This window comes from Planococcus sp. YIM B11945, assembly GCF_050864155.1.
Taxonomy (GTDB): Bacteria; Bacillota; Bacilli; order Bacillales_A; family Planococcaceae; genus Planococcus.
Map to the genome: position 1 here is coordinate 557,047 of NZ_JBOZWR010000001.1, position 22,767 is coordinate 579,813.

A 22,767-nucleotide genomic window follows, 5' to 3' on the forward strand; every position below is an offset into this window, starting at 1 on the left:
TGAATGAAACACTACTTCCGATAATTTATATTATGTCTACTAAAATATTTTTAGCGAAGAGAGACCGTTCTATTTAAGCCTCTCTTCGCCTCTAACAACTTGCATGCTTGCTTTTCAACTCGTTTAAACGCATTTTCAAGTTATGCGCCATTTCGCACTTCAATTTACCGTTGCTAGCACTTTTTGAAGATCACTCTATTTAAGCTCATTTCTAATTCACAACGCTTTTTTTTATTATAGCTTTACGTCTGCCGGATTCATTCTGTTTTATAAACCGTTCTAATGACCGCTAAACCTTTAATGATGCGAACCGCGCACCGTTGTCTATGCTTTTAGTTTTTTTAATGCATGAAATGTTTGTAACCATTTCTCATTTAATTCGTCTGCTTCGTATTTCGGTGACTTAACTTGGATAAACTAACTTTCTAAGCTGACCGAACTTGTTTGCATTTCTATCTTCTTGCTACAGGTTTTCCCCGTACGTCCCTATGTTATAATCAGGAAGAAAGCTTCGGCTTAGCAAACTGGAATTGAGTGATTTTATTGCCTCGTCAACTTCAAGAAAAACGGTCATTTTTTCAATGGATTAATTTCTTTATTCCGTACGTCTATACGGTTGGCATCGCGTTTATTGTCGGCTGGATGCTAATTGCTTCGGCCAGCATTGCCTGGACTAACGCAAGCAATGACCCGAAAGCGTTGCTATTGCTGCCAAACGGGCCTTCGCCAAGCGACGCAGCCAATGAAACCTGGCTCAACTTATTGATCAAACCCATTATCCAATCGAATTTTAATCAAGTGATTTTCATGGGCCTATTCTTGCTGCTCGTGTGGATGCTGCTGTTTTTGGTCATTCCGGTCGCTTTCAAGAAACTCAAACGCTTAAAGCTCTTTAATATGGAAATTGAAGTGAATGACGTTGAACAAGCAGCCATTCAAACAATTGAAGCAAGTGCGACGAAAACGAAATACATGCTGTATTTGACGAGTGACGCTGCAACTGACCGTACGTTGGAAATTTTAGATGAAATCGGGCTGCGTTATAAAGACATATTAGAGCATTTTTTATTGGAACTTCAAGAATGGTATAAAAAAGACCCATTGGACATCAGTTTTTCTTATGAACTCTATACCGACTCTTACCCATCCAAAATTGAAGATTTCGTTGAAGCATCAAAAGAAGCTGGAACCTCAATTCTTTCTAACAAAGCGGAACCCAATAACTTGGTGCAGAAAAATTATTTTGTTTACGCATATTCCTACCGGGACCAGTCCTACATTACGGTCATCAGCAGTTATACGCATGCATTTGATTATTTTGACCAGTACTTATTCGAAACCCTGCACAACGCAGTCAGCAAAAACATCGAAAACTACGAATACTTGCTGGCTCTCACTTCTCCACCCGATTCCCATGCTTAACTTTAGGGAATTTGACGCTTTTTCAACACTATTATATGATAAACAAAAGGAGTGATTGGAATGACACTTGCTAAAACTCCATTTAGATCGGAAGACGTAAAAGAACGGGCGGCAAAAAAGCTGGCAAAAGTTCGCTCACACCGCCACTTAAACAGCGAAATGCGCTCAACAAGCCCCGGAATCAAACCGGTACACGTGACAAAAGAAGATCCGTTGGTGCGAAAAATCACCAATCAATGATTCGACAGAAAATCTCTTGCATAAAATGCGAGGGATTTTCTGTTTTTTTCTTTAATCCCTCAAATCCATATCCCAACGCTCTTCAATCAATTTCTGATCGGTCCATTCGTTATTTGGCTTTTCCTCTGTCAGTGTGAAGCCGTATTTGCCATAAAGATAGCGAGCAGCGCCGAGAATGTTGACGGTCCATAAAAACACATGCCGGTAGTCTTGCTCTCGGCAAAAGTCCATGGCAGTATCCATCAATTGTTTGCCGATGCCTTGCCCGTGGTGCGCTTCATCGAGAATGAACCACCGGATCTGAGCCGTTTCATCAGCCGATTTCGTAATCGCAATAGAGCCCGCAATATGGCCATTTACTTCAGCAATCCACAATTCACCTCCAGTTGTGTTTTTCATAAACTCCGTTAAACCTTTTAAGACGTAGTATTCAAAAACCTTGCCGAATTGATAGGTGTGGCCGTATAACGTCCCGTGCAGATGCGCGACATAGCCGACATCTCCTGGCCCGTGCGGCCGAATCACCACCTGATTCTTCACCAAATCCGGCTCCAGCACCGATTCAATGGCTTCCATTGCCTGTGTCAATGTTGCTAAGTTGTGTTTCGGTATTGGTTCAATCATCTTGGCGACTTCTTGATTCGCATGCGCCGTCAACTCAGCAAAAACTGCTTTTCCGGTTTCGGTCAATTGGAGCAATTGCTGGCGTTTGTCTGTTGGCGATTGTTGAATTTCTACGAGTCCACCCGTTTCGAATTTATGGATGATTCGGCTCATGTAGCCCCGGTCTATGCCCAGTTTCTCCCGGATGTTTTTGGCAATAGCACTCGGGTTAGCGTGCAGCTCGGATATGACGCGCGCTTCAATGAGCGAATATGGACGGTTATTAATCTCCTGGTCGATTTTTCCGAGAACATTGGCATAAAACCGGTTAAATTTCCGAATTTGTTCTACATGATCCATGATGTACTCCCCTTCTAATTATCAGAATAGTTTAACTTAATGAAAGGGTACGATGATTAGTTGACAATGTCAACTTTTTAGTAAAATTGCTATATAAGTTGAACTTAAGAATCGTCATTTCATACACCGCTTCGGCCGCTTTGGGAAAGGCAAAGAATAGTGCTCCTGCGCAAGCTCGTCCGTGGACGCGCCGAAGCTAAGTGATTTCTTACTACTAGAAGGTATTACACAAGAATCGTTCTAGTATTGCCAGCAGGCTAGAAGATATGGAGCAAAGCAACGAAGACTCCCGCAGGAAAGCGGAGCTGTTTTGCGGAATATCAGCAAATCAAATACTTAGCTCAACTCATATAGCCTCTTTTTTCCAAACAAAAAACCTTCCCCAGTTAGGAAGGTTTTCTCATCTTACATGCGGTTAATGCAAAATTGGTAGATGGCAGCTGTTGCCAAACAGTCGCCTAACGCATCGTGCGCGTTGTGTTCTAGTTCCAAAAAAGCACTCAATGTCGTCAATTTGTGGTTCGGCGTTTCCGAAATGACGCGTCTCGCCAAATGGACGGTGTCAATAACAGTGTATTCCGGAATAGGCGTGATTTCTTCCAAGGCATACAGGAAGCCCATATCAAATGGCGCATTATGCGCTATAATCGGAAAGCCGCCAATAAACGCAATCAGTTCGTGTGCCACGTCTTCAATGACTGGCGCCCCTTGGACATCTTTATTCGTGATGCCGGTAATTCGGGTAATGGTCGGTGAAATGGCACATTGCGGATTCACGAGCAAATACATCGTATCCACGCGGTTGTGCCCAATGTATTTGACGGCGCCGATTTGGATGATTTTGTCGACGCCGGCTTTTAAACCTGTCGTTTCAAAATCCAAGATGACGTAGTCTTCGGTCTTTTTCGTGCTCGATTTGTATTTTTTCGGACGCGCCGGCTGCCTTCTTTGCCAAGACGGTCGCGTTTCCCTTAATTTTTGGTTTAGTATTTGGTCAGCATTGTGCTTTTCCATGCTGTCACCCCTTTCGTCTTTCTTTATTGTACCGTAATGGCTTCTACCTGCCATGATTTTCTATTCCCGGTAGCAGCAAGTGGGCAAACCTTTATGCCCCACTGTTGCGTTTCATGTCGCGTATTGCTTGAATGGACAAGCGGACGAGCAGGATCACGCAAAGGAACAAACCCGTATACGCTGCGGTGTTCAAATAAACAGCAAACGCGGCATCGATAAATTGGGCAATGGCGAGCAGCGCGGAAGAAACCAGCCCAAACGTGATGCCGGTCATCAATAGCACAAAGCGGGAAAACAATTGCAGAACGAAACTGGCATTTTTCTTGTCCGAAAACACGTCGTGGTGCAAAATGACTTTTCCGCTTTCCACTCGGTGCAGCAGCTGGTCAAGCCGTTTTGGAATTTTTAACAGTTCCGGTACCGCCAGCGTTAATTCTTCTTCTATTCGGTCTTTAATGATATGCGGTTCTTTAAACGGTTTTTTGAAGGCCGTTGCTTTGTACTGTTTGGCAAATGTCTTCGCTTCCGCAAAGACGTCAAATTTTGGATCGATCAAATGCAGCGTGCCGTCTAAGATGATAAGCGAGCGCAGCGCGGTGCTGACGGCGGGATAAAACGACAAGCCGAATTGGCGCACCACGTCAAACAGCGCATGAATCAATTCCGTCGTTGGAATCGCATCAACATACGATATTTTAAGAAGCAATTGCCCAAGGGCTTGTTCGAATTTGTTGCGGTCGATATGCTCGTATTCTTCTACAAGCGCGATGATCGCTTCATAGACGTCGCTTGGATCGTTTTGCTGGACGCCGATGATAAAGCGGATAATGCCATTCTGCTGTTGTTCAGCGAGCCTTCCGGCAGCCCCGAAATCCAGCAATATGGGCGAACCGTCCCGTTCGTCGATAAAAATGTTGCCAGGATGCGGATCTGCATGGAAAATGCCCGAAAACAGCATTTGCTCAAAAAAGGAAAACAGAACCGTGCGCGCAAATTCGGTTGGGTCGAGGCCCAGCTGCCGGAAAACCGGTTCGCCGTTGGAAATGCTTGTACCCGTCACATGCTCCATAACGATCAACTTATCGTTGCTGAGTTCCGTATACACATGCGGGATTCTTACTTTATAAGGGCTTTTTTCAAGAGCGTTTGCGATTTGCACCATATTCCGGATTTCGATATTAAAATTGATTTCTTCCCGGAGCCCAGCTGCAAACCCGATGGCGAGCTGGCGGAACCCCAAGTTCTCTGCCCACTTGGAGCGGTTGGACACCCATTCGGCAAATTCAACCAAAATGTTCAAATCGTCGCGCATGATTCGTTTAATTTCCGGGCGCAGCATTTTTACCACAACAGGCTGGTTGTTTTTCCGGAGAATTGCTTGATGCACTTGGCCGATAGAAGCGGCAACAAGCGGCTTCATGTCAATATAGGAGAATACGTCATCAACAGGCGCGGATAACGAGTTTTGCAAGATCGCCTGCACTTGCGGCTCCGGGAGCGGCTTGACGTCTTGCTGCAGCGTTTTCAGTTCTTCGACGAAGACCGGTGGAAACAATTCGGTGCGCGTTGACAGCACTTGGCCAAACTTGATAAAAATGCCCCCACTTTGCTCTAGTGTGTCCCGAAATGCAATTGCCAATTCCCGGTCGTTTTCCCGGTGGCGGGCGTATTTCAAGGCGCGCGAAATGCCGTTTCGAATGGCAATTTCAAGCACTTGCGACAAGCGTTTTTGCCGGCGCCAGCGATGCCGGATGCGCTGCAAAATGAATTTCCTGCCAGTAATGCGTTCTCCGCGTTCGCCGAGTTCAATCGGATCAAACAGTTCGAAAAACAAGTAAAACAGCATGGAAATGAGAAGCATGCTCCCGATCCAGATGATGGTGCTGACATTCGCCACTTCCGATACGACATTACCGGTCAAAAAATCCGTAAAGCGCAAATACGAATACCAATAAACAAAACTTGTCAGCAGAACGCCTAAAGTAACGGAAAAAATGCGTTTCGTAAAATTAATTTGCGAACCCATCAAACGTCCGCCGACAAAATAAATAAAGAAGGCGACCAGAAGCATTTCGATGAACAAGCGCATATAAACCACGTCAGTGCCTCCTCTCGTTTGTGCAAGTTAGAACTTGTTATCCAGTATAACAAATATTCATACATTTTCATTTAGAGGGAAAATAAAAAATCCCCGATATCGGAGATTCTAAAGTTTGCCTATAGGATATTCGTAGTACGGTTCCGTCTTTTGCGTATCTTCAAAATAGCGGTCTTCAATAAAGGTGAACCCGGCTTTTTCCAGAATGCGCAGCGATCCTTTATTGTCCGGGTCAGCTGAAGCGGAGACCAGCTGGACTTCCGGATGCAGTTTGGCAAGTTCCAAACACGCGTGAACGGCTTCACTGGCATAACCCTTCCCCCAATTTGCTTTCGAGAAGTGGTAAATCAATTCAACTTGACCGATCGATTCCACTGCATTAAACCCTGAACAGCCGATCACTTGCTCTGTGGCTTTTTCAACAACGGCATAAACCGACAAGCCGTTTTCCATGTGGCAGCGAGTATAGCCTTCTAACACTTTTGGCAGCCTCTTCAGCGCCGTTGCGCCGCCAGACTGCTTCATGACTTCCGCATCTCCCCAAAAGCGGCTCGCAGCTTCTGTGTCCTCTTCAGCAAATACCTTGAGCCATAACCGGGACGTTTCTGCTACGATTTCCATTCCGCAAAGCCTCCCTTCTGAACTTCCTCTTCAATCACCTGCAAAAGGCTATTTGGAAATAACACGGTTTCGGGCTTTTGCAAGTCGGTAATGGGCATCCATTTTGCTACTGTTTTTTTCTTTCCTTCCGTTACCGGAAACCATTCGTGCCGATACACTAGTTCATCTGTAAATGCGACGACCAACAATTGGGTCGTTTCATGATACTTTTTTCCATCAATCGAATAGCAGTTTTCCACTATGGCAGACGGACGAAGAACGGTGACAGTTGCGCCAATTTCTTCTTGAAACTCCCGGACAACAGCTGCTGATGGCGATTCACCCGATTCAATGGTGCCGCCAAGCGGCCGGTAAAACACACCGGCGCCTCTCGAGTGCCGGCCCGTTTGTTCTTCCAATAAGAGGCTGCCGCCTTTAAAAAGCAGGCCGAGTGCATTGGCTCTTGGCTTCATACGGTCACCCTTTTTCCGAACGGGCAGCCTGCACGCCGCTGAGTATGGATTTTACGACATGCAGCGAATCCCACTCGCCGTTCGAAAACGGGATGATGGGATAAGCCGCCGGAAACAATTGGGTTTTGATTTCCTCGGCTGTATGGCCTTGGTGATGCAAGTATGTAATTTGGTCCGTTAAGTGTTCAAGGTTGCGCAGCTTTTTCTCGAGCATTTCGCGACCGTTTTGGTAATAACCGGTGTGGCTGCAAAACAACGAAGTCACGTTAAACGAGAGCAGCAAACGGAGCGACTTCATGATAAGGGGAATCGATTCGCTTTTCATGCTGACTTTGGTTTTGGCAGAAACGAACAAATCCCCGGAAAACAAGATGCCCGTTTCTTCGTTAAACAGCGCCATGTGATCATCCGCATGCCCCGGAGTCGGGATTACCAGCCAGTCCATGGAGCGGGACCGAATCACATTTCGAAGCGGCAATGCGTGAAACGCTTTTCGCTGGCCCCATGTTTGCTACCGGTAAAGCGGATAGTCGCCTGGTTTCGAGCAAAATTCGACCGAATCGGGATGGATATAAAGCGGAACGCGCAAGTGTTCCGCAATCCAAGCGGCGGTGCCGGTATGGTCCTCATGGCTATGGGTCAACACGACTTGGTCAAAATCAAGAGAGGTGTAAACGGCCATTAATTCTTTTTGCAAATTCTCTGCACCGGTATCAATTAAGAGGCCGTCGACCAAAAAGCAAAAAACGGTGCGCCCCGACGCTTCAAGGGTGCCTTCTATGCAAGTGACTTGTTCTTTTTCATAGACTTGAATCATGAGTTGCTCTCCTTTATTCCGCTGAAAAAAGCGTAGTTTCGAATTCTTCATCTAATCGGCCGGTTAACCGGAAAGGACTGGTTTCCCACGTTTCATACGGAACAAAATGCTTGGCGTTCATTGCATCAAGTGTCCGGGACTTCATATGAGGCCGTGTAATCCAGTCGCCAAGGTTTTCTTCTGTCAGCTTGACGAAGCACGCTTCTTTGATTTCTTCTGGCTGCAAGGCGATTTCTCCTGCTAAGCATTCGGCTTTAAAGACAACGGATAAAATGGAGCGTGATTGATTGTAATAAACGCCGGTTACGCCAAGCGGTTTGATCGCAATTCCCGTTTCTTCCAGAACTTCGCGTTTGACGGCTTCATCAAGCGCTTCGCCTTCTTCGACTTGCCCGCCCGGAGCTTCCCACGTATCTTGGCGAAAATGAGTTTTCACCAACAGCGCTTCCCCATGGGCATTCAAAACATAGGCCGATACAGCGACAATGTGCCGCGGATAATTCTGAGCCATCACCAAACCCCCTTTGTTCTTTCATTTTACAAATTCAGGGAGCGGCTGTCATCTCAAATTTCGGGTAAAATAAAAAAAAGGCCGAAGCCTTTAATTACGTTAGCATTGCCCCAAAAGCAGCGATTACGACAATGACAAGGAGAATCAGCAAAACAATTCCTACAACGGCTGGAATCAATACCGTGAAAAAACCTTTCCAGCTAGAAAACTGATGGGCTTCGCCAATGGCTTTACTTTGAATGACCATCGTCCAAATCGCTACAATGAAACCGGCAATACTGACCAAAGCGCTGACGATTAAATTAAGCACTGAAATTTCTGCATCGGAAGTTAAGTCAAAGGCACTTGGAGCCACAAAATAGCCGATTAGCAGCAATGGCGCAAACCATAACGATGGGATGAGCCCCACAGCAACCGCTTTAAAAATATCGAGGTAAGTCCCTTTCCCTTTAAACAGTTTGCCAATTAACAAGTAAACTGCGGATAAAATACTCACGCCGATCAACCCAAATATCGGACCGACGATAAAGCCAATCAGCACCGTACTCACAATTGAAAAAGTATCGGTAAATTGCGGATCAAGAGAACCGGCGATTGAATTGACAATGCTGACTAAGACAATTACCAACAAAGCAAAACTAACCGGTTTTTCTTCGATTACATAGCGCACAGTTTCGCGTGTACGCACCCAGACCCCTGTAAACGGATTGATTTTTTCGTAAGGTGTTTTTTCATGTAAGATGGCCATATTTTCTTCCCCTTCTTTCATATGCTTCATTCTACGCTATGGTGATCGAAAGGGTTTCACAAATATCAAAACAATTACAAAAAACCAATATAATCAATGGATAAGTTTAGAACAAAAAAATAATAAATGGAATTTGTCTAAAAGTTCTTTTAAAAATTATGCTATGATTTAAACACCAATGACCTTTGAAAGGAGCACTGAACGTGGATAACTTGATCAATGAACCAATCGTGACCTCTGAAATGTTAATTCGCAAGCCGCTGGCCGAAGTGTTCGAAGCATTTATCAATCCTGACATCACAACAAAGTTTTGGTTTACGAAAAGCAGCGGGCGCATGCAAACAGGAAAATTGCTCACGTGGGAATGGCAAATGTATGGCGCTTCAGCGGAAGTAGACGTAACGGAAATTGTTGAAAATGAACGGATCGCAATCAATTGGGGCGATGCTGACGCTAAAACGTCTGTTGAATGGACCTTTGCTTCCCTTTCCGACAGCGAAACTTTCGTTTCAATCGTGAATACCGGTTTTACTGGCTCTTCAAATGACAAGGTCATGCAAGCCATTGATTCGATGGGCGGTTTTACGATCCTCTTATGCGGCTGCAAAGCGTATTTAGAACACGGCATCGAGTTGAATTTGATAGCTGACAAAGCGCCTCAAGCCAACATTCGTTAAAGCATCAACGAAAGTCTCCGCACGGCTCTTGCTGTGTCGAGGCTTTTCAGCGTTTAAAATGACTAGGAGCTGAAATAATGAAGAGATTAGCCATTCTTACTATCGGCAAAACGCATAGCGGGAAAACGACATTTGCTTATGCATTAGAGAAAATGCTTCCGAACTCGATAGTGATTGACCAAGACAATCATGCTGATTTTATTAATAGCCATTACAATAAACTACTCCCAAAACAAGGACCGAACAAACTTAAATACGCTGTTTCCCAGACCATTCTCGATTACGCCATCCACCACTCTATTTGTCATTTGATTGTTTCCAACTCCAATCTCGACGAAAATGGACGTGCTGAATTGATCGATCAGTTTCGGCAACACGGCCTTACAATCGTTGTCGTGCACTTTGCGATATTAGAAGCAGTTCTCCAAGAACGCGTGAAAAATAGCACACGCCCTACCAATATATTTAGAAGCGCGACAACAATGAATTCCTTAGAAGCAGACTATCTTTTTGAAATTAAGGACAATGCAGAAACGACTGCACTTATTCAAAGAATTTTTGAGCTTGTCTATTAGCAAATGCTCTTTTTTTCTTAGTTGCTTGTTTTTTTATTTTCTTAATTCCTTATGTAAATATCTACATGTTTAAAAATCTATAGCCTTTGTTCTTTTTTCTTCCTGGATCATCTTTGTTCCAATTCTCCAGCTTCTTGCTTCCCTTTTTTTATTGGTTTTGCTTTTAAGCATATTTTCCTTATGTAGTTTATTACTATTATTGCGTAAAAATCTTAAGCAATAAAAAAAGCGCGAGCGCTTGGCTCCCGCTTATCAGCTTTTTAATGCTTCTGTCTCGACCCGCTCCATAAAGTCCCTCACGACATTCATATTACTTTTTTCGGTCGCCATCTTCAGCATGGCCCGTCCCACAAAGTTCGCACCTTGGTTAGACCCTGCGTACACAAATTTTGTTTGGCCATTCCCCATCTTTTCTAACGTAAACGAATAAGTAACCTGAAAAGCTTTTCCTAATAAAAAACTCACTTGCTTGTGTTTGTTCATAGGAGTATCCTCGTACGCCACCGTTTCGACGATGTACGTTTCCAAGCGCTTTCCTTCCCGATAAGTTTGCTCATGTTTCGCTCCCGCTTCGGTCGCCTGTTTTTCAATCAATCGGTGGCTTTCCACTTTCGGCATGATTTGTTTGATGTTTTCATCGGCAAACAAGCGCCACACTTTTTCGATATCGGCTGCAATGACCATTTCCTCTTTCCACTCAATCATGTGTCTTCCCCCTGTCCGGATTTCAAAAATTCATCAATGCCCCGTTGCTGGTTTTGAAGCGCTTCAATTTGGGTTTGAATCACCGCTCGTTTTTCCTTCATCAATGATTCAAGACGCCCAAACGATTCATCTTGCATCGCCAAATGCATTTCTTGGATCGTAAACCCCAAGTTTTTTAATTTCACCAAAAGAACCGCTAAAAAATAACTGCCATCATCGTAATACCGGTAGTGATTTTTGGGATTGACAAATGCCGGTTCAAGCAAGCCGATTTCTGCGTAATAACGCAGCGTTTCTTTGGTTAATCCCGTAAGATCGGCGAATTCTTTCGTTTTGTACATTGATCTCCCCCCTTACTATCATAAACCGCGGTGTGCACGACATGGTCAACATTTTTTTATAAATAAAAGTAAAAAACCCGAAAAAAAAAGGCCAACACTGCAGAATTTATATTTCTGCAGTGTTGGCTTTCTTAAAATGGATTGGTCGACCAAAGGCTTGAAGTAGGTATAAACATACGCGGATGCAGCTTTAAAAGGGAAACCATGTATTCTGCCAAGTCTTCTGGCTGCATGAATTTCTCCAAATTGTCATCTTTCAAAAAACCTTGGATGGTCATATCCGTCACGACCCGGCTAGGAGCCAATCCGAATACCCGGATGTTGTGTTTGCGCACTTCTTGCGACAACGATTCTGTTAGGCCCAGTACACCGAATTTGGACGCACTGTAAGCAGTTGAACCCGCGCTACCGCGAAGGCCTGACGTCGAAGAGATGTTGATGATATCCCCACCGTTCTTTTCGATCAACTGCGGCAATACTGCACGGGTCATGTAATAGACACCCAATAAATTGACTTCAATCACACTTTTCCAGGCGGCAGGATCCGCATCCAGCAAAGTGTCATGGTGTCCGATTCCTGCGTTGTTGATTAAAATGTCGGCTGGGCCAAGTGCTCCTGTTAAATGCATCACGGCTTGTTCCACTTCGTCCATCTTTGAAACGTCTGCAATTGCATAAGCGGCTGTCCCGCCAAACGCCTTGATTTGATTCGCGACATCCGGCAAATGCTTGTCCGTCCGCGCAATCAAGCCAACCCGGACGCCTTCTTTAGCCAAAGCGATTGCCGTTGCACACCCAATGCCTCTTCCCGCTCCTGTTATAAATGCCACTTTACCGGATAACGATTGCCCCAAGTTACACCCCGCCTTCCCGCTGCTCCATAGACTCTATTACTAATCGAATGCCAGCTCACTTCTAATCTTTCTTTTCCACTACAAACGCAGTCAATTCTTTGATTTTGCCATTTTGCAGTTCATCGAGCAGGTAAAGATCGCAATACACATATCCCTTCTCTTCGCCTGATTCCATTCTACCGGTCATTTTTCCAGTCACCGCTGCCCGAGGACCGTCTAAAATAATAGCGTCGATCGTCAATGTAGCGCCGCTATCGCTTTGTGAGTCCATTTTTTCCAACATCTCGACAAAAGCGGCTTTTCCGCGGATAGTTTCTTCTCCTGCCATTGTCCAAACCACATCATCCGTAACATTTTTAGCAATAAAATCGGCATCGCCTTCTAAAAAAGCTTGGTTGACTTGTTCGAAAAAGCCTTGAGTTTTCAGGACCGACATGAAAAATTCTCCTTTCTAAATTTAGCCAGAATCACTGGCGGGGATATGAAAGAAGGTGAGACACTTCGTTGACGCCTTTTACTTGCCAGTTGTCTTGTTCAAAGTGGATATGGCTAATGCAGCCATTTTGAAGGCGCGTGAACGTTTCTTCTTCACCTACTGAAAAAGCATTCAAGATGGCATCGATGACCGCTCCATGAGCAACCAGCAAAACCCGGCTGTTCGCAAACTGATCATTGATTTTTTTGATGCCTTCCATCAATCGCGTGTTCAGTGAGAGCTTGGTTTCTTGATTGGGGTATTTTTTATCCGGAAAAATTGCCCGCCTGTCTTCCAGTGTCATCCCTTCAGCATCGCCAAAATGGCGCTCCATAAATTCGTCCATCACAATCAAAGGAAGGTTCAGATTTCCATTAATAATTTCTGCAGTGTCCTTTGCCCGTTGAAGCGGGCTTGTCACGACAAAATCCCATGGAACTTCTTGCAAATGTTCACTGCAGGCTTTTGCTTGCATAATGCCGTTTTGATTTAACGGAATATCCATGCTTCCTTGCAGCCTTCCTTCGGCATTCCAATCGGTTTCACCATGTCTAACTAAGCAGATGATTGTAATGGCAATTCACTCCTTTTGATTTCTATTGCGCGGCCGGACTCCAAGATTTGCATTTTGCACTTTGCTTGCCTTTAAAATATAGCGATGAAGAAACACTTCCTTTCGTGTTCTATAAAAAGGTTTTATCTATTTTAGCACAAGTGAAGGAATATTCTAAAAATAAACCCTTCCTTTTTTCTTTTTTTATTGACAAGCTCATGAGGCAGCAAAATCAGCATTAAAAAACAAAATTTTAGTTAAAACAACAAAAATATGTTTCGACTTGATTGCTGCGGGTATACAACCACTGTACGACCAACTCAGAGAGGAGAGTGCAAATGACAGCAAACGATAAATTTGACAACCTCAAAGACAAGGCGACCGATAAAGGCAAGGATTACGCAAACGACCACAAAGATGAATACAAAGAAAAAGGTAAAGACAAAGCTACTGAAGAAGGCAAAGATTTAAAAGACAAATTTAATAAGTAACATGAAAACAGCTTGGCTATAAACGCCTGGCTGTTTTTTAGATTGCATAAAAGCGGTATGCCAGTGCTGCATTACGGGCAGCACCGTTGGATCCTTTCCCGTCGGCATACGCATTAGGCGATGGCAGCACCGCTAAAAATTCATTTAAAGCGTGCTTGTTCTGTTGGGCTTTTTTACTTTATTTTTTAAAAACAGGATATCCCCGTTCAATTGGCCGTTTCAGCAGTTGAAAAAAATCGCTGCGTCTTCAAACACTTGATTGCCGAATACATGGTCACCCAATGGCTGTCGACAAAAAAAGCTAACGGCTTTGCTGCTGGTGTGCCGAGAGCATCAAACACGAGCAATTTTTCTCCAAGAATGATAGCCCCAGCATTGCACCCTGTCGCTTTGCCCACTAAACAACCCTATTTTCTGATTGTTTCTAGCCAAGCTAACGATTTCTATGCTTAGTTATCCTTGTTACTGTTTTTCTTTTATTTTTTTATTTCCTTATGTAAAATGTTACAAGTATATGCACTTTCAATATAGAAGATTCTTCAGGTTTGTTTTTTTCTTAACTGAATTAGGCTGCTTTGACGGGCTCTTTTTGCGCTACAATAGAAACATGACTTATATAAAAGGATGACTTCATGAAAACATCAGCGGTTTTATTAATTTTGCTTGTTGTGATGCACGCGATCACCATCACGAATATTTTAGTGTTTGACGGCAATTTGAATGATTTGGTATTTTTCTTCAATTCGGCCATCCTTTTCTCAGCAGTAGCCTTTTACGTATGGAAGCAAGGAAAAGACGGCAATACGAAATCATAAAAAAAATGCCCAACCGAGGAGATTACCGCTCGGTTGGGCATTTTTATATTATGCAGCTACTGCAATTTTCTTTTTCAACAAACCAGCGACTACCGCTGTAACAGCAGCACCAGCAATGATAGCTAGTGCATAAAGCAGAATGCTCATTGCCCCGCCGTCTACTAGGCCCATAACGAAAACGCCGCCGTGTGGAGCGCGAAGATTGATATCAAACAGCATCACGAGCGCACCCGTTGTCGCAGCACCCGCTACACAAGACGGAATAACGCGCGCCGGGTCGGCTGCAGCGAATGGAATGACGCCTTCCGTGATAAAGCAGGCACCGAGCACATACGCCGTTTTCCCCGCTTCCCGCTCAGGACGAGTAAATTTATTTTTAAAGAATGTGGTGGCAAGCGCCATGCCGATCGGCGGCACCATGCCCGCTGCCATAACCGTAGCCATGAAGTTAAAGTTGCCTGCATCAAGCATCGCAATGCCGAATGTATACGCCGCTTTGTTGACCGGGCCGCCCATATCAATCGCCATCATGCCGCCGAGAAGCAAACCAACCAGCACCAAGTTCGTCCCGCCCAAGCTCTCCAAAAAGGAGGAAATGCCGGTGTAGACTTTTGTCAGCTGTGGATTGACGAGCATCATAATGATGCCGGTAATCGCGATGCTGAATACCGGGAAGAACAGCACTGGCTTTAAGCCTTCTAAGCTGTTCGGAAGAACGGAAAATACTTTTTTCACAAGCAGCGTTACGTAACCGGCTAAGAAACCAGCGATCAATCCGCCAAGGAATCCAGAACCGCCGCTCGCGCCTTCGACACCCGTAACGGTGATCGCAAGCAAGCCGCCGATCATACCGGGTGCAAATCCGGGCCGTTCCGCAATGCTCATCGCAATAAAGCCGGCAAGGACTGGAACCATTAAGAAGAATGCATTCCCTCCGCCGATCGTATTAAGCATCGCCGCAAATTCATTGTATTCCGGGCTGTCCGGGTTGGAAGCATTAATGCCCCAGAAAAACGAAATCGCAATCAAGATCCCGCCGCCCACAACAAACGGCAGCATGTTTGAAACGCCGTTCATCAAATGCTTGTAGAATCCGCCTTTCGTGTCGCTTCCCGCAGATTCTTCTTTTGAACGATCATGCTTGTAAATCGGTGCGTCGCCTTCGATGGCGCGGTTCAGCAATTCGTCTGTTTCATAGATGGCTTTCCCGACTTTGGTCTGGATAACCGGTTTGCCGTTAAAGCGCGCCATTTCCACTTTTGTGTCCGCCGCGACGATAATGGCATCCGCATCAACAATTTCAGCATCAGTCAGACGGTTTTTCACGCCGCTTGAGCCGTTCGTTTCGACTTTCAGCGCGATGCCGCGTTCTTTTGCCCGTTCGTTCAGCTTTTCAGCCGCCATGTACGTGTGGGCAATGCCGGTCGGGCACGCCGTAACTGCCAAGATTTTCTTGGAATTGCCAACAGCTCCTGGCGTCTGCAAGTCTTCTGCCAGTTCGTCTTCCCCGTCTTCCGCTAGTTCTTTTGCCGTAACCGCCTCTAGTACGTCTTCTTTTGTTTCGGCTGCAAGTATCGCTGAGCGGAATTTGTCATCCATCAAAAATGTCGCGAGGCGAGACAACGCTTCCAAATGATCGTTGTTGGCGCCTTCTGAAGCCGCGATCATGAAGAACAAATGGGATGGCTGTCCGTCAAGCGCTGCGTAGTCAATGCCGGTTTTTGACCGGCCAAAAGCGATCGCCGGCGATTTGACGGCCGCAGATTTCGCATGCGGAATGGCAATCCCATCGCCGATGCCGGTCGTGCTTTGGCTTTCACGCGTTAAAATGTCTTGTGTAAACTGGTTTTTGTCGCTTAATTTTCCAGCCCGGTCAAGCTGGCCGATCAATTCGGTGATAACGGCATCTTTAGAAGCTGCCTGTAAGTTTAAGATAATGGTTTCATCGGTTAACAATTGAGTGATTTTCATGTCGTCACATCCTGTTCATGGAATGGGTCTAGCTGAACTTGGTCCAGCAGCGCTTCTACATCTTGTTTTTCGCATAAATCAGAGCGGAAAGCGGTGGCACTGCCGCTTGCAACACCGTAGCGGAACGCTTTTTGCGGATCTTGCTGCTGCACAAATGAGGCAATGAAACCGGAAACCAAGGAATCCCCGGAACCGACCGTATTGACCACTTGCCGCTTTGGTGCTTTGGCAGAAACGGCCGCGTCTTTTGTAACGAGCAACGCACCGTCCGCTCCCATGGAGACGATGACGTTTTCGACGCCGTCTTCCACCAATTTTTTCGCATACGCGTAAGCATCGCTTTTGTCGGAGATGACAATGCCGAACAGTTCCCCTAGTTCGTGCTCATTGGGTTTGATCAAAAACGGTTTGAGCACAACCAGCTCTTTTAACGCCGGACCGGATGTATCAAGCACCAAGCGGATGCCATTCGTTTGGCACAGCTCAGCAATTTTCTTGAAAAACTCAAGCGGAATCGAATCTGGCAGCGTTCCCGCCAGAACAAACCAATCGCCTTTTTTCATCGCTTGTACTTTGTCCATTAATGCATCTCTTTGCTCCGGCAATATATTCGGTGCTGGCCCATTTAATTCGGTTTCAGCATCCGATTTGATTTTCACATTGATGCGAGTAATTTCTTCTATAGGAATAAAATCAGTTGCGACGCCTTCATCGTGTAAAAAATCTGCGACATACTGCCCGGTGAAACCGCCGGAAAACCCAAGTGCTACATTATCCTCACCTAATCGTTTTAAGACGCGGGAAACATTAATTCCCTTTCCGCCAGGATAGTAATACACTTGTTTAGAACGGTTCAGTTTTCCAGGTTTAAAATCGGGTAAATAAGTGGTGTAATCGACTGAAGGGGCAAATGTACACGTATAAATCATGCGCTCTCCACCTTTACTGTTGTCTTTTTTTCTAAGTTGGCCAAAACATCGGACGGAAGCTGGTCAATGATAAGTGTGGCGCCGTCAAGATCCATGATTTTGGCAAAGCTTACTTTTTGGAGTTTGGAATGGTCCGCCAGCACATAAGACCGGCGTGACAACGAACTTGCCAAACGCTTGACGGACGCTTCTTCCGGATCCGGCGTCGTATAGCCGTATTCCGCATGCAAGCCATTGACTCCTAAAAAGCATTTGTCGAACCGGTAGTTTTGCAGCGATTCAATCGTTTGGGCACCGACCAATGCGCCAGTTTTCGACTTCATCTTGCCTCCGGTCAAATAGGTGTCAATGCCGTAGTCATTTAATGATTCGACCAATGTCAGTCCGTTGGTGACAACCACAATGTTTTTGTCTTTTAAAAACGGAATCATTTGGAAAGTGGTCGTGCCCGCGTCCAAAAACACACTGTCGCCTTCGTTAATTAATGATGCGGCATACTTGGCCAACCGGATTTTTTCTTCGAGATGCTGCGAAGCTTTGTCCGAAATGCTCGGTTCATTCAAATTTCGGCCGGGCAAAACAGCGCCGCCGAACACCCGCTCCAATTTCTGCTGGTTTTCCAGTTCGTTCAAATCCCTGCGGATGGTCGATTCAGAAGCAGCAGTAGCGTCGACAATGTCTTGAATTTTAATCGTTTGTTTTTCCTCTAACAAGCGTAAAATAAATTCATGCCGTTCGTTTGTCAGCACTTGGTCACCTTCTTTCAGCGTATCCTTAATAAGATGATCGTACATGAAATCGCTTTCAAAATCAATCAAAAACATTCAAAAACTTTCATCTTCATCTGAAAACTTCCAAAAGCATTCATTCATGTGTTAAAATTCAATCATAGTCAATCACATTTCTTAGGAGGAATTTCTCATGGTAGAAAAGCAATTCACAATCACGGATCAAGCAGGAATCCACGCTCGCCCAGCATCAGCGCTAGTCGGTGCTTTATCAAAATTCAAATCGGACATTACGCTTGAACACAAAGACAAAAAAGTCAACTTGAAATCAATTTTAGGCGTCATGTCTTTAGGGATCGGTTCCGGTTCTACTGTCACGATTGCAGCAAACGGCGAAGATGAAAACGAAGCGATGGCACGCGTCCAAGAAGTCATGACATCTGAAGGATTGTCTGACTGATGGCCCAATTATCAGGAATCGCCGCTTCCAATGGCATTGCCATCGCCAAAGCTTTCCGTTTAGAAAATCCGGAATTGGATGTTGCGAGAAAAGAAATTGCAGATACTGAACAAGAACTCGAGCGTTTGCACGACGCTTTGTCTCTTTCAATCGCAGAACTTGAAGTGATTCAGAAGCGGACGGCTGAACAAATCAGCGACAAAGAAGCCGCTATTTTCGGCGCTCACCTTCTTGTTTTGAGCGACCCGGAATTGGTTGGTCCCATTACAGAAAAAATCAGCTCCGAAAAAGTCAATGCCGAATTTGCTTTGCAGGAAACGGCCAATATGTTTATCACAATGTTCGAATCAATGGATAACGATTACATGAAAGAACGCGCTGCGGATATCCGCGACGTTACGAAGCGCGTATTGGCCCATCTTTTGGGCGTCACCATTCAAAGCCCTAGCATGATAACTGATGAAGTGGTCATCATCGCAGAAGATTTGACGCCATCGGATACGGTTCAATTAAACCCCAAATTGGTTAAAGGGTTTGTTACCGATATCGGCGGGCGCACTTCCCACTCGGCAATTCTTGCCCGTACGCTTGAAATTCCAGCCGTTGTCGGCGCGAAAACCGCAATGGCTTCTATTGAAAACGGCACTCTTGTAATAGTCGATGGCATAAGCGGCGACATCCTCATTGCGCCAAATGCTGAAACCATTGCACAATATGAACAAAAACAAGCGGATTACGACCAGCAAAAAGCGGAATGGGCGGTTTTGAAAAACGAAGCGACTGTAACCGCAGACGGACAAACCGTTGAACTAGGAGCCAATATCGGAACGCCAAAAGACATTGCAGGCGTCCTTGAAAACGGCGGCGAAGCAGTCGGCTTGTACCGCACCGAATTTTTGTATATGGGCCGCGATCAATTCCCGACCGAAGAAGAACAAGTGGACGCGTATGCAGCCGTTTTAAAAGGCATGAACGGCAAACCGACCGTTGTCCGCACATTGGACATCGGCGGCGACAAAGAGCTTTCTTATTTGAACTTGCCAAAAGAACTCAATCCTTTCCTCGGCTTGCGGGCGATCCGTTTGTGTTTGGAAATGCCGGACATGTTCCGCACGCAATTGCGCGCACTTTTACGCGCCAGCGTCCATGGCAATTTGAAGATCATGTTCCCGATGATTGCAACGCTTGACGAATTCCGCCAAGCAAAAGCTTTGTTCTTGGAAGAAAAAGCGAAATTGCAAGAAGAAGGCACTCCTGTCAGCGATTCCATTGAAATTGGCATCATGGTGGAAATTCCATCGACTGCCGTTATGGCGGATGTCTTCGCCAAAGAAGTGGACTTTTTCTCCATCGGCACCAACGATTTGATTCAATATACGATGGCCGCTGACCGTATGAACGAAAGCGTGTCGTATTTGTACCAGCCGTTTAACCCGGCGATTTTGCGCATGGTGAAAATGGTGATTGATGCTTCCCACCGCGAAGGCAAATGGACCGGTATGTGTGGCGAAATGGCCGGTGATGAAACCGCAATTCCGATTCTTCTTGGCCTTGGCCTTGACGAATTCTCCATGAGCGCTTCGTCCATTTTACGCGCACGCGCACAACTGAAAAAAATATCCAAGGCGGATATGGCCAGCCAAGTCGACCACATCCTTTCCCTCTCCACTTCCGAGGAAGTGGCAGAATACATGAAAACACGCCTTGGCAACGCATAATCAAAAAGCAGATCCGAAAGTCGTTTATTCGACTTTCGGATCTGCTTTTTCTTTTGTGTTTAATTTTGCAAGCTTGGTGTTGTTACTTTTTTAGTGAGCGTCCGCTTTGTTTTGAAGACGGTGAACAAATAGCAGCCTGCAATGACCACGGCGCTGCCGATCACTTGGATGGCCGTCATTTGTTCGCCCAATAAAGCAAATGCAAGGATTGCGGTAAAAACCGGATTAAAGTTCAAGAAAATACCCGCTGATGTCGCACCGATTTTTTGGACACCGATGTTCCACAGCACAAAGCAAAGCACAGTAGAAATCACGCCGGTATACACGATCGAGCCGACAAACGACGCGTTGACGTTGGTGACGGCAAAATTCGGCAGATTAAACGGCAGCAGAAACGCCAGACCAAAAATACCGGAATACAAAGTGGCCATCAGCGGCGAAACCGAAGCCATCGCCCATTTGCTGCACACCGAATACAGTCCCCAAATCATTACGGCCCCGACCATGTACAAATCGCCTCGGTTCAGTTCAAGCGACAGCAATAACGCAACATTTCCTTTAGTTAAAACCAATACGACGCCAAACAGCGACAGCAGCATGGCGCCCAGTTGAAAGGCGTTAATTTTGTCTTTTAACAGAAGACTTGAAAACAGCGCAATCGACAGCATATTCAACGTCGAAATCAACCCGACATTGGTCGCAGACGTTTTTTCAAGCGCCATAAACTGCAAAATGTTAAAGAGCATCACACCAGTCAGCCCCATCAATGCCAGCGGCAACAGCGCTTTTTTCGGCGGCACGAGTTTCCGCTCTTTCCACCAGACGAGCGGCAGCAAACAAAGCACCGCAATCAGCCACCGCAAACTCGTCAATGACATCGGAGATGCATGGTCTGTCAGCCATTTCCCTACCACAAAATTCCCTGCCCATAAAAAACTCGTCAGCAATAAAATCAAATAATAAAAATAGCGCATGCCCCGCCTCTTTCCATTTTTTCATTTCCCATATTCCTTTTATTTATTTTAACATTTCCAAGTAATTTCTATTCATCTTTCAGAAAAACTGGTAAAATTCAAATTAAATTAAAGTACTTATAAGAATTACTGAATTTTATTCAGTTGGAAGGCATTTTTAGGAGAGAATTCTGAAGAAAAAAAGGAGCAAAAAAAATGGAATCACTTATTCACAAAGTTTTGGACAAAACAGACATTGCCATATTGGACATATTGCAGCGGCAAGCCGACCTCAGCAATATCGAAATCGCCAAACGGGTCAGCCTCTCCTCCCCGGCTGTCCATGCACGGATCAAACGGTTGGAAACAGAAGGCTATATTCAGCGGCAAGTGGCCATATTGGATCCGGAAAAACTCGGTTTTGATTTATTGTGTTTTGTGTTCATCAGCACAACAATCCACCAAGCGGAAGAATTGACCGTCTTGGAAAGCGCCCTCGAAGCAATGCCTGAAGTGCTCGAATGCCAATGCTTGACCGGCGAGTATGATTATTTGCTGAAAGTCGCGAACAAAGACCGCAAAGAATTGCAGGCATTCATCCGCAAATTGAACAAACTGGGCATCACGAAAATCCAAACAAGCTTAGCACTGCGGGAAATCAAATCTTCGACCGTTTTGCCGATCCATTTTTAAGCCACAATAAAAACACTGCCTAAAAGCAGTGTTTTTATTGCGTGAATTAATTGATGCTTTGCAAAGCGTGTTTTACGGTGGCATAGGCCCTGATTGCGGACATGTCGATGCCGCTGTTAACGATGGTTTGGGCCAGATCTGGCCGCAGCCCCGCTGAAATGACGTGGATGCCCATCAGGCGCAATGTTCCGCCAATATGAAAGATGCCTTCGGCAATTTCTTGGTTAATGGTCAACACACCAGAAAAGTCCGTAATCACGTGTTGGACGCCCATTTCCGTCAGTTTCGGAATGACATGGTCCATAATATGGCGCGTCCGGGATTCATCGATATAGCCAATCAACGGAATGACCACGACATCGTCCTTTATCGGCACAATCGGCGCTGACAATTTCACCAGTTCTTTTTGGGATTCTTTCTTACAGGCTTCCGACAAGCGTTCAAAGGCGAAAAACGTTTCGTTTAAACTGATATCCAACATCGCGTTGATTCGTTTGATGATAAGAGCATTTTCGGTTATGGACATGCCAAGTTCTATGCTGATCCTTGTAAACAAATCGCTAAAAATTTCACGTGTTGGGGGATAGCGCAGGACGATAGTAGCCAATTCTCCTCCAGAAGCGACTTGCATTTCGGCGTTCTTTTTGCTCCATTCAACCAATACTTCAGGTGCAGCAGCTTGCTTTTTGTCCAACAGCGATTTGCCGAACACGTCCAGCAATTCGCTGTACATTTTCACTGCTTGTTCTGCTTCCCATTTCGGGATATCCTGCTGCAAGGCAGCTACTACCGAGTAAACCACTTCTTCACCTAAAGAGGCTAAATTATTGCTTATGTATTCCGAAAAGATTTCTAATGAGGCCATTCTTCTTACACTTCCTTTGAGACTAGATACTTTATTATACCTTAAAACCAGCTTTCTGCCTCTAGCAGTTTGGCGTTA

The 22,767-nt window shown here is 45.3% G+C and carries 27 protein-coding genes and 1 pseudogene; 9 read left to right on the forward strand and 19 right to left on the reverse strand.

From position 1 onward, the window contains the following. Positions 1-534 precede the first annotated feature (534 nt). Entirely contained in the window at positions 535-1,422 is an 888-nt protein-coding gene (locus tag ACRRQV_RS02935; RefSeq protein WP_432527456.1) for a hypothetical protein, read from the forward strand. Positions 1,423-1,482: 60 nt separating this feature from the next. Then, positions 1,483-1,662, forward strand: coding sequence for a hypothetical protein (locus tag ACRRQV_RS02940; RefSeq protein WP_432527458.1), 180 nt, complete (start codon positions 1,483-1,485; stop codon positions 1,660-1,662). A 51-nt stretch (positions 1,663-1,713) separates the two neighbouring features. Here ACRRQV_RS02940 and ACRRQV_RS02945 read toward each other — a convergent pair whose 3' ends face one another. The 8 genes and pseudogenes from ACRRQV_RS02945 to ACRRQV_RS02980 all read right to left on the reverse strand — a co-directional run bounded on the left by ACRRQV_RS02945 (position 1,714) and on the right by ACRRQV_RS02980 (position 8,886). Next, entirely contained in the window at positions 1,714-2,625 is a 912-nt protein-coding gene (locus tag ACRRQV_RS02945; RefSeq protein WP_432527460.1) for a bifunctional helix-turn-helix transcriptional regulator/GNAT family N-acetyltransferase, read from the reverse strand. Between the two features lie 405 nt (positions 2,626-3,030). Continuing rightward, entirely contained in the window at positions 3,031-3,639 is a 609-nt protein-coding gene (locus ACRRQV_RS02950; RefSeq protein ID WP_432527462.1) for a 3'-5' exonuclease, read from the reverse strand. Positions 3,640-3,730: 91 nt separating this feature from the next. Further along, positions 3,731-5,728 (reverse strand): ABC1 kinase family protein, encoded by a 1,998-nt coding sequence (locus ACRRQV_RS02955; RefSeq protein WP_432527737.1) that lies wholly within the window; start codon positions 5,726-5,728, stop codon positions 3,731-3,733. Between the two features lie 117 nt (positions 5,729-5,845). Continuing rightward, positions 5,846-6,358, reverse strand: coding sequence for a GNAT family N-acetyltransferase (locus ACRRQV_RS02960; protein WP_432527464.1), 513 nt, complete (start codon positions 6,356-6,358; stop codon positions 5,846-5,848). After that, positions 6,346-6,810: an NUDIX hydrolase gene (locus ACRRQV_RS02965; protein ID WP_432527466.1), complete on the reverse strand. Its 465-nt coding sequence runs from the start codon at positions 6,808-6,810 to the stop codon at positions 6,346-6,348. Before ACRRQV_RS02965 ends, ACRRQV_RS02960 begins: the two co-directional genes overlap by 13 nt. A gap of 4 nt (positions 6,811-6,814) precedes the next feature. Further along, positions 6,815-7,678: pseudogene (locus ACRRQV_RS02970) on the reverse strand (MBL fold metallo-hydrolase). Next, positions 7,641-8,138 (reverse strand): NUDIX domain-containing protein, encoded by a 498-nt coding sequence (locus ACRRQV_RS02975; RefSeq protein ID WP_432527468.1) that lies wholly within the window; start codon positions 8,136-8,138, stop codon positions 7,641-7,643. Before ACRRQV_RS02975 ends, ACRRQV_RS02970 begins: the two are co-directional and overlap by 38 nt. A gap of 94 nt (positions 8,139-8,232) precedes the next feature. Beyond that, positions 8,233-8,886, reverse strand: a complete 654-nt coding sequence (locus tag ACRRQV_RS02980) for a YIP1 family protein (RefSeq protein WP_432527470.1) — start codon at positions 8,884-8,886, stop codon at positions 8,233-8,235. Between the two features lie 203 nt (positions 8,887-9,089). On the opposite strand from ACRRQV_RS02980, the gene ACRRQV_RS02985 reads away from it, so the two are divergent. Both ACRRQV_RS02985 and ACRRQV_RS02990 read left to right on the forward strand, forming a co-directional pair. Continuing rightward, positions 9,090-9,563 carry an SRPBCC family protein gene (locus ACRRQV_RS02985; RefSeq protein ID WP_432527472.1) on the forward strand — a complete coding sequence of 158 codons (474 nt, stop codon included), beginning with the start codon at positions 9,090-9,092 and terminating at the stop codon, positions 9,561-9,563. A 77-nt stretch (positions 9,564-9,640) separates the two neighbouring features. Continuing rightward, positions 9,641-10,138, forward strand: a complete 498-nt coding sequence (locus ACRRQV_RS02990; protein WP_432527474.1) for an ATP-binding protein — start codon at positions 9,641-9,643, stop codon at positions 10,136-10,138. 252 nt (positions 10,139-10,390) lie between these two features. Here the strand turns inward: ACRRQV_RS02990 and ACRRQV_RS02995 are convergent, their stop codons facing one another. The 5 genes from ACRRQV_RS02995 to ACRRQV_RS03015 all read right to left on the reverse strand — a co-directional run bounded on the left by ACRRQV_RS02995 (position 10,391) and on the right by ACRRQV_RS03015 (position 13,087). Next, positions 10,391-10,843, reverse strand: coding sequence for an SRPBCC family protein (locus tag ACRRQV_RS02995; RefSeq protein ID WP_432527476.1), 453 nt, complete (start codon positions 10,841-10,843; stop codon positions 10,391-10,393). Further along, positions 10,840-11,184 (reverse strand): MerR family transcriptional regulator, encoded by a 345-nt coding sequence (locus tag ACRRQV_RS03000; protein ID WP_432527478.1) that lies wholly within the window; start codon positions 11,182-11,184, stop codon positions 10,840-10,842. The genes ACRRQV_RS02995 and ACRRQV_RS03000 overlap by 4 nt, the downstream gene beginning before the upstream one ends. Positions 11,185-11,315: 131 nt before the next feature. Further along, on the reverse strand, positions 11,316-12,038 hold the full coding sequence (locus tag ACRRQV_RS03005) for a 3-ketoacyl-ACP reductase (protein ID WP_432527480.1): 723 nt from the start codon (positions 12,036-12,038) through the stop codon (positions 11,316-11,318). 61 nt (positions 12,039-12,099) lie between these two features. Then, positions 12,100-12,474, reverse strand: a complete 375-nt coding sequence (locus tag ACRRQV_RS03010; RefSeq protein WP_432527482.1) for a nuclear transport factor 2 family protein — start codon at positions 12,472-12,474, stop codon at positions 12,100-12,102. A gap of 31 nt (positions 12,475-12,505) precedes the next feature. Then, positions 12,506-13,087, reverse strand: a complete 582-nt coding sequence (locus tag ACRRQV_RS03015; protein ID WP_432527739.1) for a histidine phosphatase family protein — start codon at positions 13,085-13,087, stop codon at positions 12,506-12,508. 317 nt (positions 13,088-13,404) lie between these two features. On the opposite strand from ACRRQV_RS03015, the gene ACRRQV_RS03020 reads away from it, so the two are divergent. Then, on the forward strand, positions 13,405-13,557 hold the full coding sequence (locus ACRRQV_RS03020) for a hypothetical protein (protein WP_432527484.1): 153 nt from the start codon (positions 13,405-13,407) through the stop codon (positions 13,555-13,557). Positions 13,558-13,763: 206 nt separating this feature from the next. On the opposite strand, the gene ACRRQV_RS03025 is transcribed toward ACRRQV_RS03020, so the two are convergent. Beyond that, positions 13,764-13,955: a hypothetical protein gene (locus tag ACRRQV_RS03025; RefSeq protein ID WP_432527486.1), complete on the reverse strand. Its 192-nt coding sequence runs from the start codon at positions 13,953-13,955 to the stop codon at positions 13,764-13,766. Between the two features lie 234 nt (positions 13,956-14,189). Between ACRRQV_RS03025 and ACRRQV_RS03030 the strand changes: the two genes are divergently transcribed. Continuing rightward, on the forward strand, positions 14,190-14,372 hold the full coding sequence (locus ACRRQV_RS03030; RefSeq protein ID WP_432527488.1) for a hypothetical protein: 183 nt from the start codon (positions 14,190-14,192) through the stop codon (positions 14,370-14,372). A 48-nt stretch (positions 14,373-14,420) separates the two neighbouring features. Here the strand turns inward: ACRRQV_RS03030 and ACRRQV_RS03035 are convergent, their stop codons facing one another. Genes ACRRQV_RS03035 through ACRRQV_RS03045 form a run of 3 tightly spaced genes read right to left on the reverse strand, consistent with a single transcriptional unit; the run spans position 14,421 to position 18,021 of the window. Continuing rightward, positions 14,421-16,343, reverse strand: a complete 1,923-nt coding sequence (locus tag ACRRQV_RS03035; protein ID WP_432527490.1) for a PTS fructose transporter subunit IIABC — start codon at positions 16,341-16,343, stop codon at positions 14,421-14,423. Beyond that, on the reverse strand, positions 16,340-17,272 hold the full coding sequence (gene pfkB / locus ACRRQV_RS03040; RefSeq protein WP_432527492.1) for a 1-phosphofructokinase: 933 nt from the start codon (positions 17,270-17,272) through the stop codon (positions 16,340-16,342). The genes ACRRQV_RS03035 and pfkB overlap by 4 nt, the downstream gene beginning before the upstream one ends. Beyond that, complete coding sequence (locus ACRRQV_RS03045; RefSeq protein ID WP_432527741.1) at positions 17,269-18,021, reverse strand: DeoR/GlpR family DNA-binding transcription regulator; 753 nt, start codon at positions 18,019-18,021, stop codon at positions 17,269-17,271. Before ACRRQV_RS03045 ends, pfkB begins: the two co-directional genes overlap by 4 nt. A 172-nt stretch (positions 18,022-18,193) precedes the next feature. Here ACRRQV_RS03045 and ACRRQV_RS03050 point away from each other — a divergent pair, with 172 nt between their 5' ends. Together ACRRQV_RS03050 and ptsP are read left to right on the forward strand one after the other, a co-directional pair. Continuing rightward, on the forward strand, positions 18,194-18,460 hold the full coding sequence (locus ACRRQV_RS03050) for a phosphocarrier protein HPr (RefSeq protein ID WP_432527494.1): 267 nt from the start codon (positions 18,194-18,196) through the stop codon (positions 18,458-18,460). Beyond that, entirely contained in the window at positions 18,460-20,178 is a 1,719-nt protein-coding gene (gene ptsP, locus ACRRQV_RS03055) for a phosphoenolpyruvate--protein phosphotransferase (protein ID WP_432527496.1), read from the forward strand. The genes ACRRQV_RS03050 and ptsP overlap by 1 nt, the downstream gene beginning before the upstream one ends. A gap of 59 nt (positions 20,179-20,237) precedes the next feature. Here the strand turns inward: ptsP and ACRRQV_RS03060 are convergent, their stop codons facing one another. After that, positions 20,238-21,152, reverse strand: a complete 915-nt coding sequence (locus ACRRQV_RS03060; protein ID WP_432527498.1) for a DMT family transporter — start codon at positions 21,150-21,152, stop codon at positions 20,238-20,240. A gap of 195 nt (positions 21,153-21,347) precedes the next feature. On the opposite strand from ACRRQV_RS03060, the gene ACRRQV_RS03065 reads away from it, so the two are divergent. Further along, positions 21,348-21,824 (forward strand): Lrp/AsnC family transcriptional regulator, encoded by a 477-nt coding sequence (locus ACRRQV_RS03065; RefSeq protein WP_432527500.1) that lies wholly within the window; start codon positions 21,348-21,350, stop codon positions 21,822-21,824. A gap of 46 nt (positions 21,825-21,870) precedes the next feature. Here ACRRQV_RS03065 and ACRRQV_RS03070 read toward each other — a convergent pair whose 3' ends face one another. Further along, complete coding sequence (locus ACRRQV_RS03070) at positions 21,871-22,689, reverse strand: STAS domain-containing protein (RefSeq protein ID WP_432527502.1); 819 nt, start codon at positions 22,687-22,689, stop codon at positions 21,871-21,873. Positions 22,690-22,767 lie beyond the last annotated feature (78 nt).

Excerpts from the sequence above, each read along its gene's own strand:
- ACRRQV_RS02940 (WP_432527458.1), top strand. The coding sequence starts at position 1,483 with ATGACACTTGCTAAAACTCCATTTAGATCGGAAGACGTAAAAGAACGG.
- ACRRQV_RS02945 (WP_432527460.1), bottom strand. The coding sequence starts at position 2,625 with ATGGATCATGTAGAACAAATTCGGAAATTTAACCGGTTTTATGCCAAT.
- ACRRQV_RS02950 (WP_432527462.1), bottom strand. The coding sequence starts at position 3,639 with ATGGAAAAGCACAATGCTGACCAAATACTAAACCAAAAATTAAGGGAA.
- ACRRQV_RS02955 (WP_432527737.1), bottom strand. The coding sequence starts at position 5,728 with ATGCGCTTGTTCATCGAAATGCTTCTGGTCGCCTTCTTTATTTATTTT.
- ACRRQV_RS02960 (WP_432527464.1), bottom strand. The coding sequence starts at position 6,358 with ATGGAAATCGTAGCAGAAACGTCCCGGTTATGGCTCAAGGTATTTGCT.
- ACRRQV_RS02965 (WP_432527466.1), bottom strand. The coding sequence starts at position 6,810 with ATGAAGCCAAGAGCCAATGCACTCGGCCTGCTTTTTAAAGGCGGCAGC.
- ACRRQV_RS02975 (WP_432527468.1), bottom strand. The coding sequence starts at position 8,138 with ATGGCTCAGAATTATCCGCGGCACATTGTCGCTGTATCGGCCTATGTT.
- ACRRQV_RS02980 (WP_432527470.1), bottom strand. The coding sequence starts at position 8,886 with ATGGCCATCTTACATGAAAAAACACCTTACGAAAAAATCAATCCGTTT.
- ACRRQV_RS02990 (WP_432527474.1), top strand. The coding sequence starts at position 9,641 with ATGAAGAGATTAGCCATTCTTACTATCGGCAAAACGCATAGCGGGAAA.
- ACRRQV_RS02995 (WP_432527476.1), bottom strand. The coding sequence starts at position 10,843 with ATGATTGAGTGGAAAGAGGAAATGGTCATTGCAGCCGATATCGAAAAA.
- ACRRQV_RS03000 (WP_432527478.1), bottom strand. The coding sequence starts at position 11,184 with ATGTACAAAACGAAAGAATTCGCCGATCTTACGGGATTAACCAAAGAA.
- ACRRQV_RS03010 (WP_432527482.1), bottom strand. The coding sequence starts at position 12,474 with ATGTCGGTCCTGAAAACTCAAGGCTTTTTCGAACAAGTCAACCAAGCT.
- ACRRQV_RS03020 (WP_432527484.1), top strand. The coding sequence starts at position 13,405 with ATGACAGCAAACGATAAATTTGACAACCTCAAAGACAAGGCGACCGAT.
- ACRRQV_RS03030 (WP_432527488.1), top strand. The coding sequence starts at position 14,190 with ATGAAAACATCAGCGGTTTTATTAATTTTGCTTGTTGTGATGCACGCG.
- ACRRQV_RS03035 (WP_432527490.1), bottom strand. The coding sequence starts at position 16,343 with ATGAAAATCACTCAATTGTTAACCGATGAAACCATTATCTTAAACTTA.
- pfkB (WP_432527492.1), bottom strand. The coding sequence starts at position 17,272 with ATGATTTATACGTGTACATTTGCCCCTTCAGTCGATTACACCACTTAT.
- ACRRQV_RS03050 (WP_432527494.1), top strand. The coding sequence starts at position 18,194 with ATGGTAGAAAAGCAATTCACAATCACGGATCAAGCAGGAATCCACGCT.
- ptsP (WP_432527496.1), top strand. The coding sequence starts at position 18,460 with ATGGCCCAATTATCAGGAATCGCCGCTTCCAATGGCATTGCCATCGCC.
- ACRRQV_RS03060 (WP_432527498.1), bottom strand. The coding sequence starts at position 21,152 with ATGCGCTATTTTTATTATTTGATTTTATTGCTGACGAGTTTTTTATGG.
- ACRRQV_RS03065 (WP_432527500.1), top strand. The coding sequence starts at position 21,348 with ATGGAATCACTTATTCACAAAGTTTTGGACAAAACAGACATTGCCATA.
- ACRRQV_RS03070 (WP_432527502.1), bottom strand. The coding sequence starts at position 22,689 with ATGGCCTCATTAGAAATCTTTTCGGAATACATAAGCAATAATTTAGCC.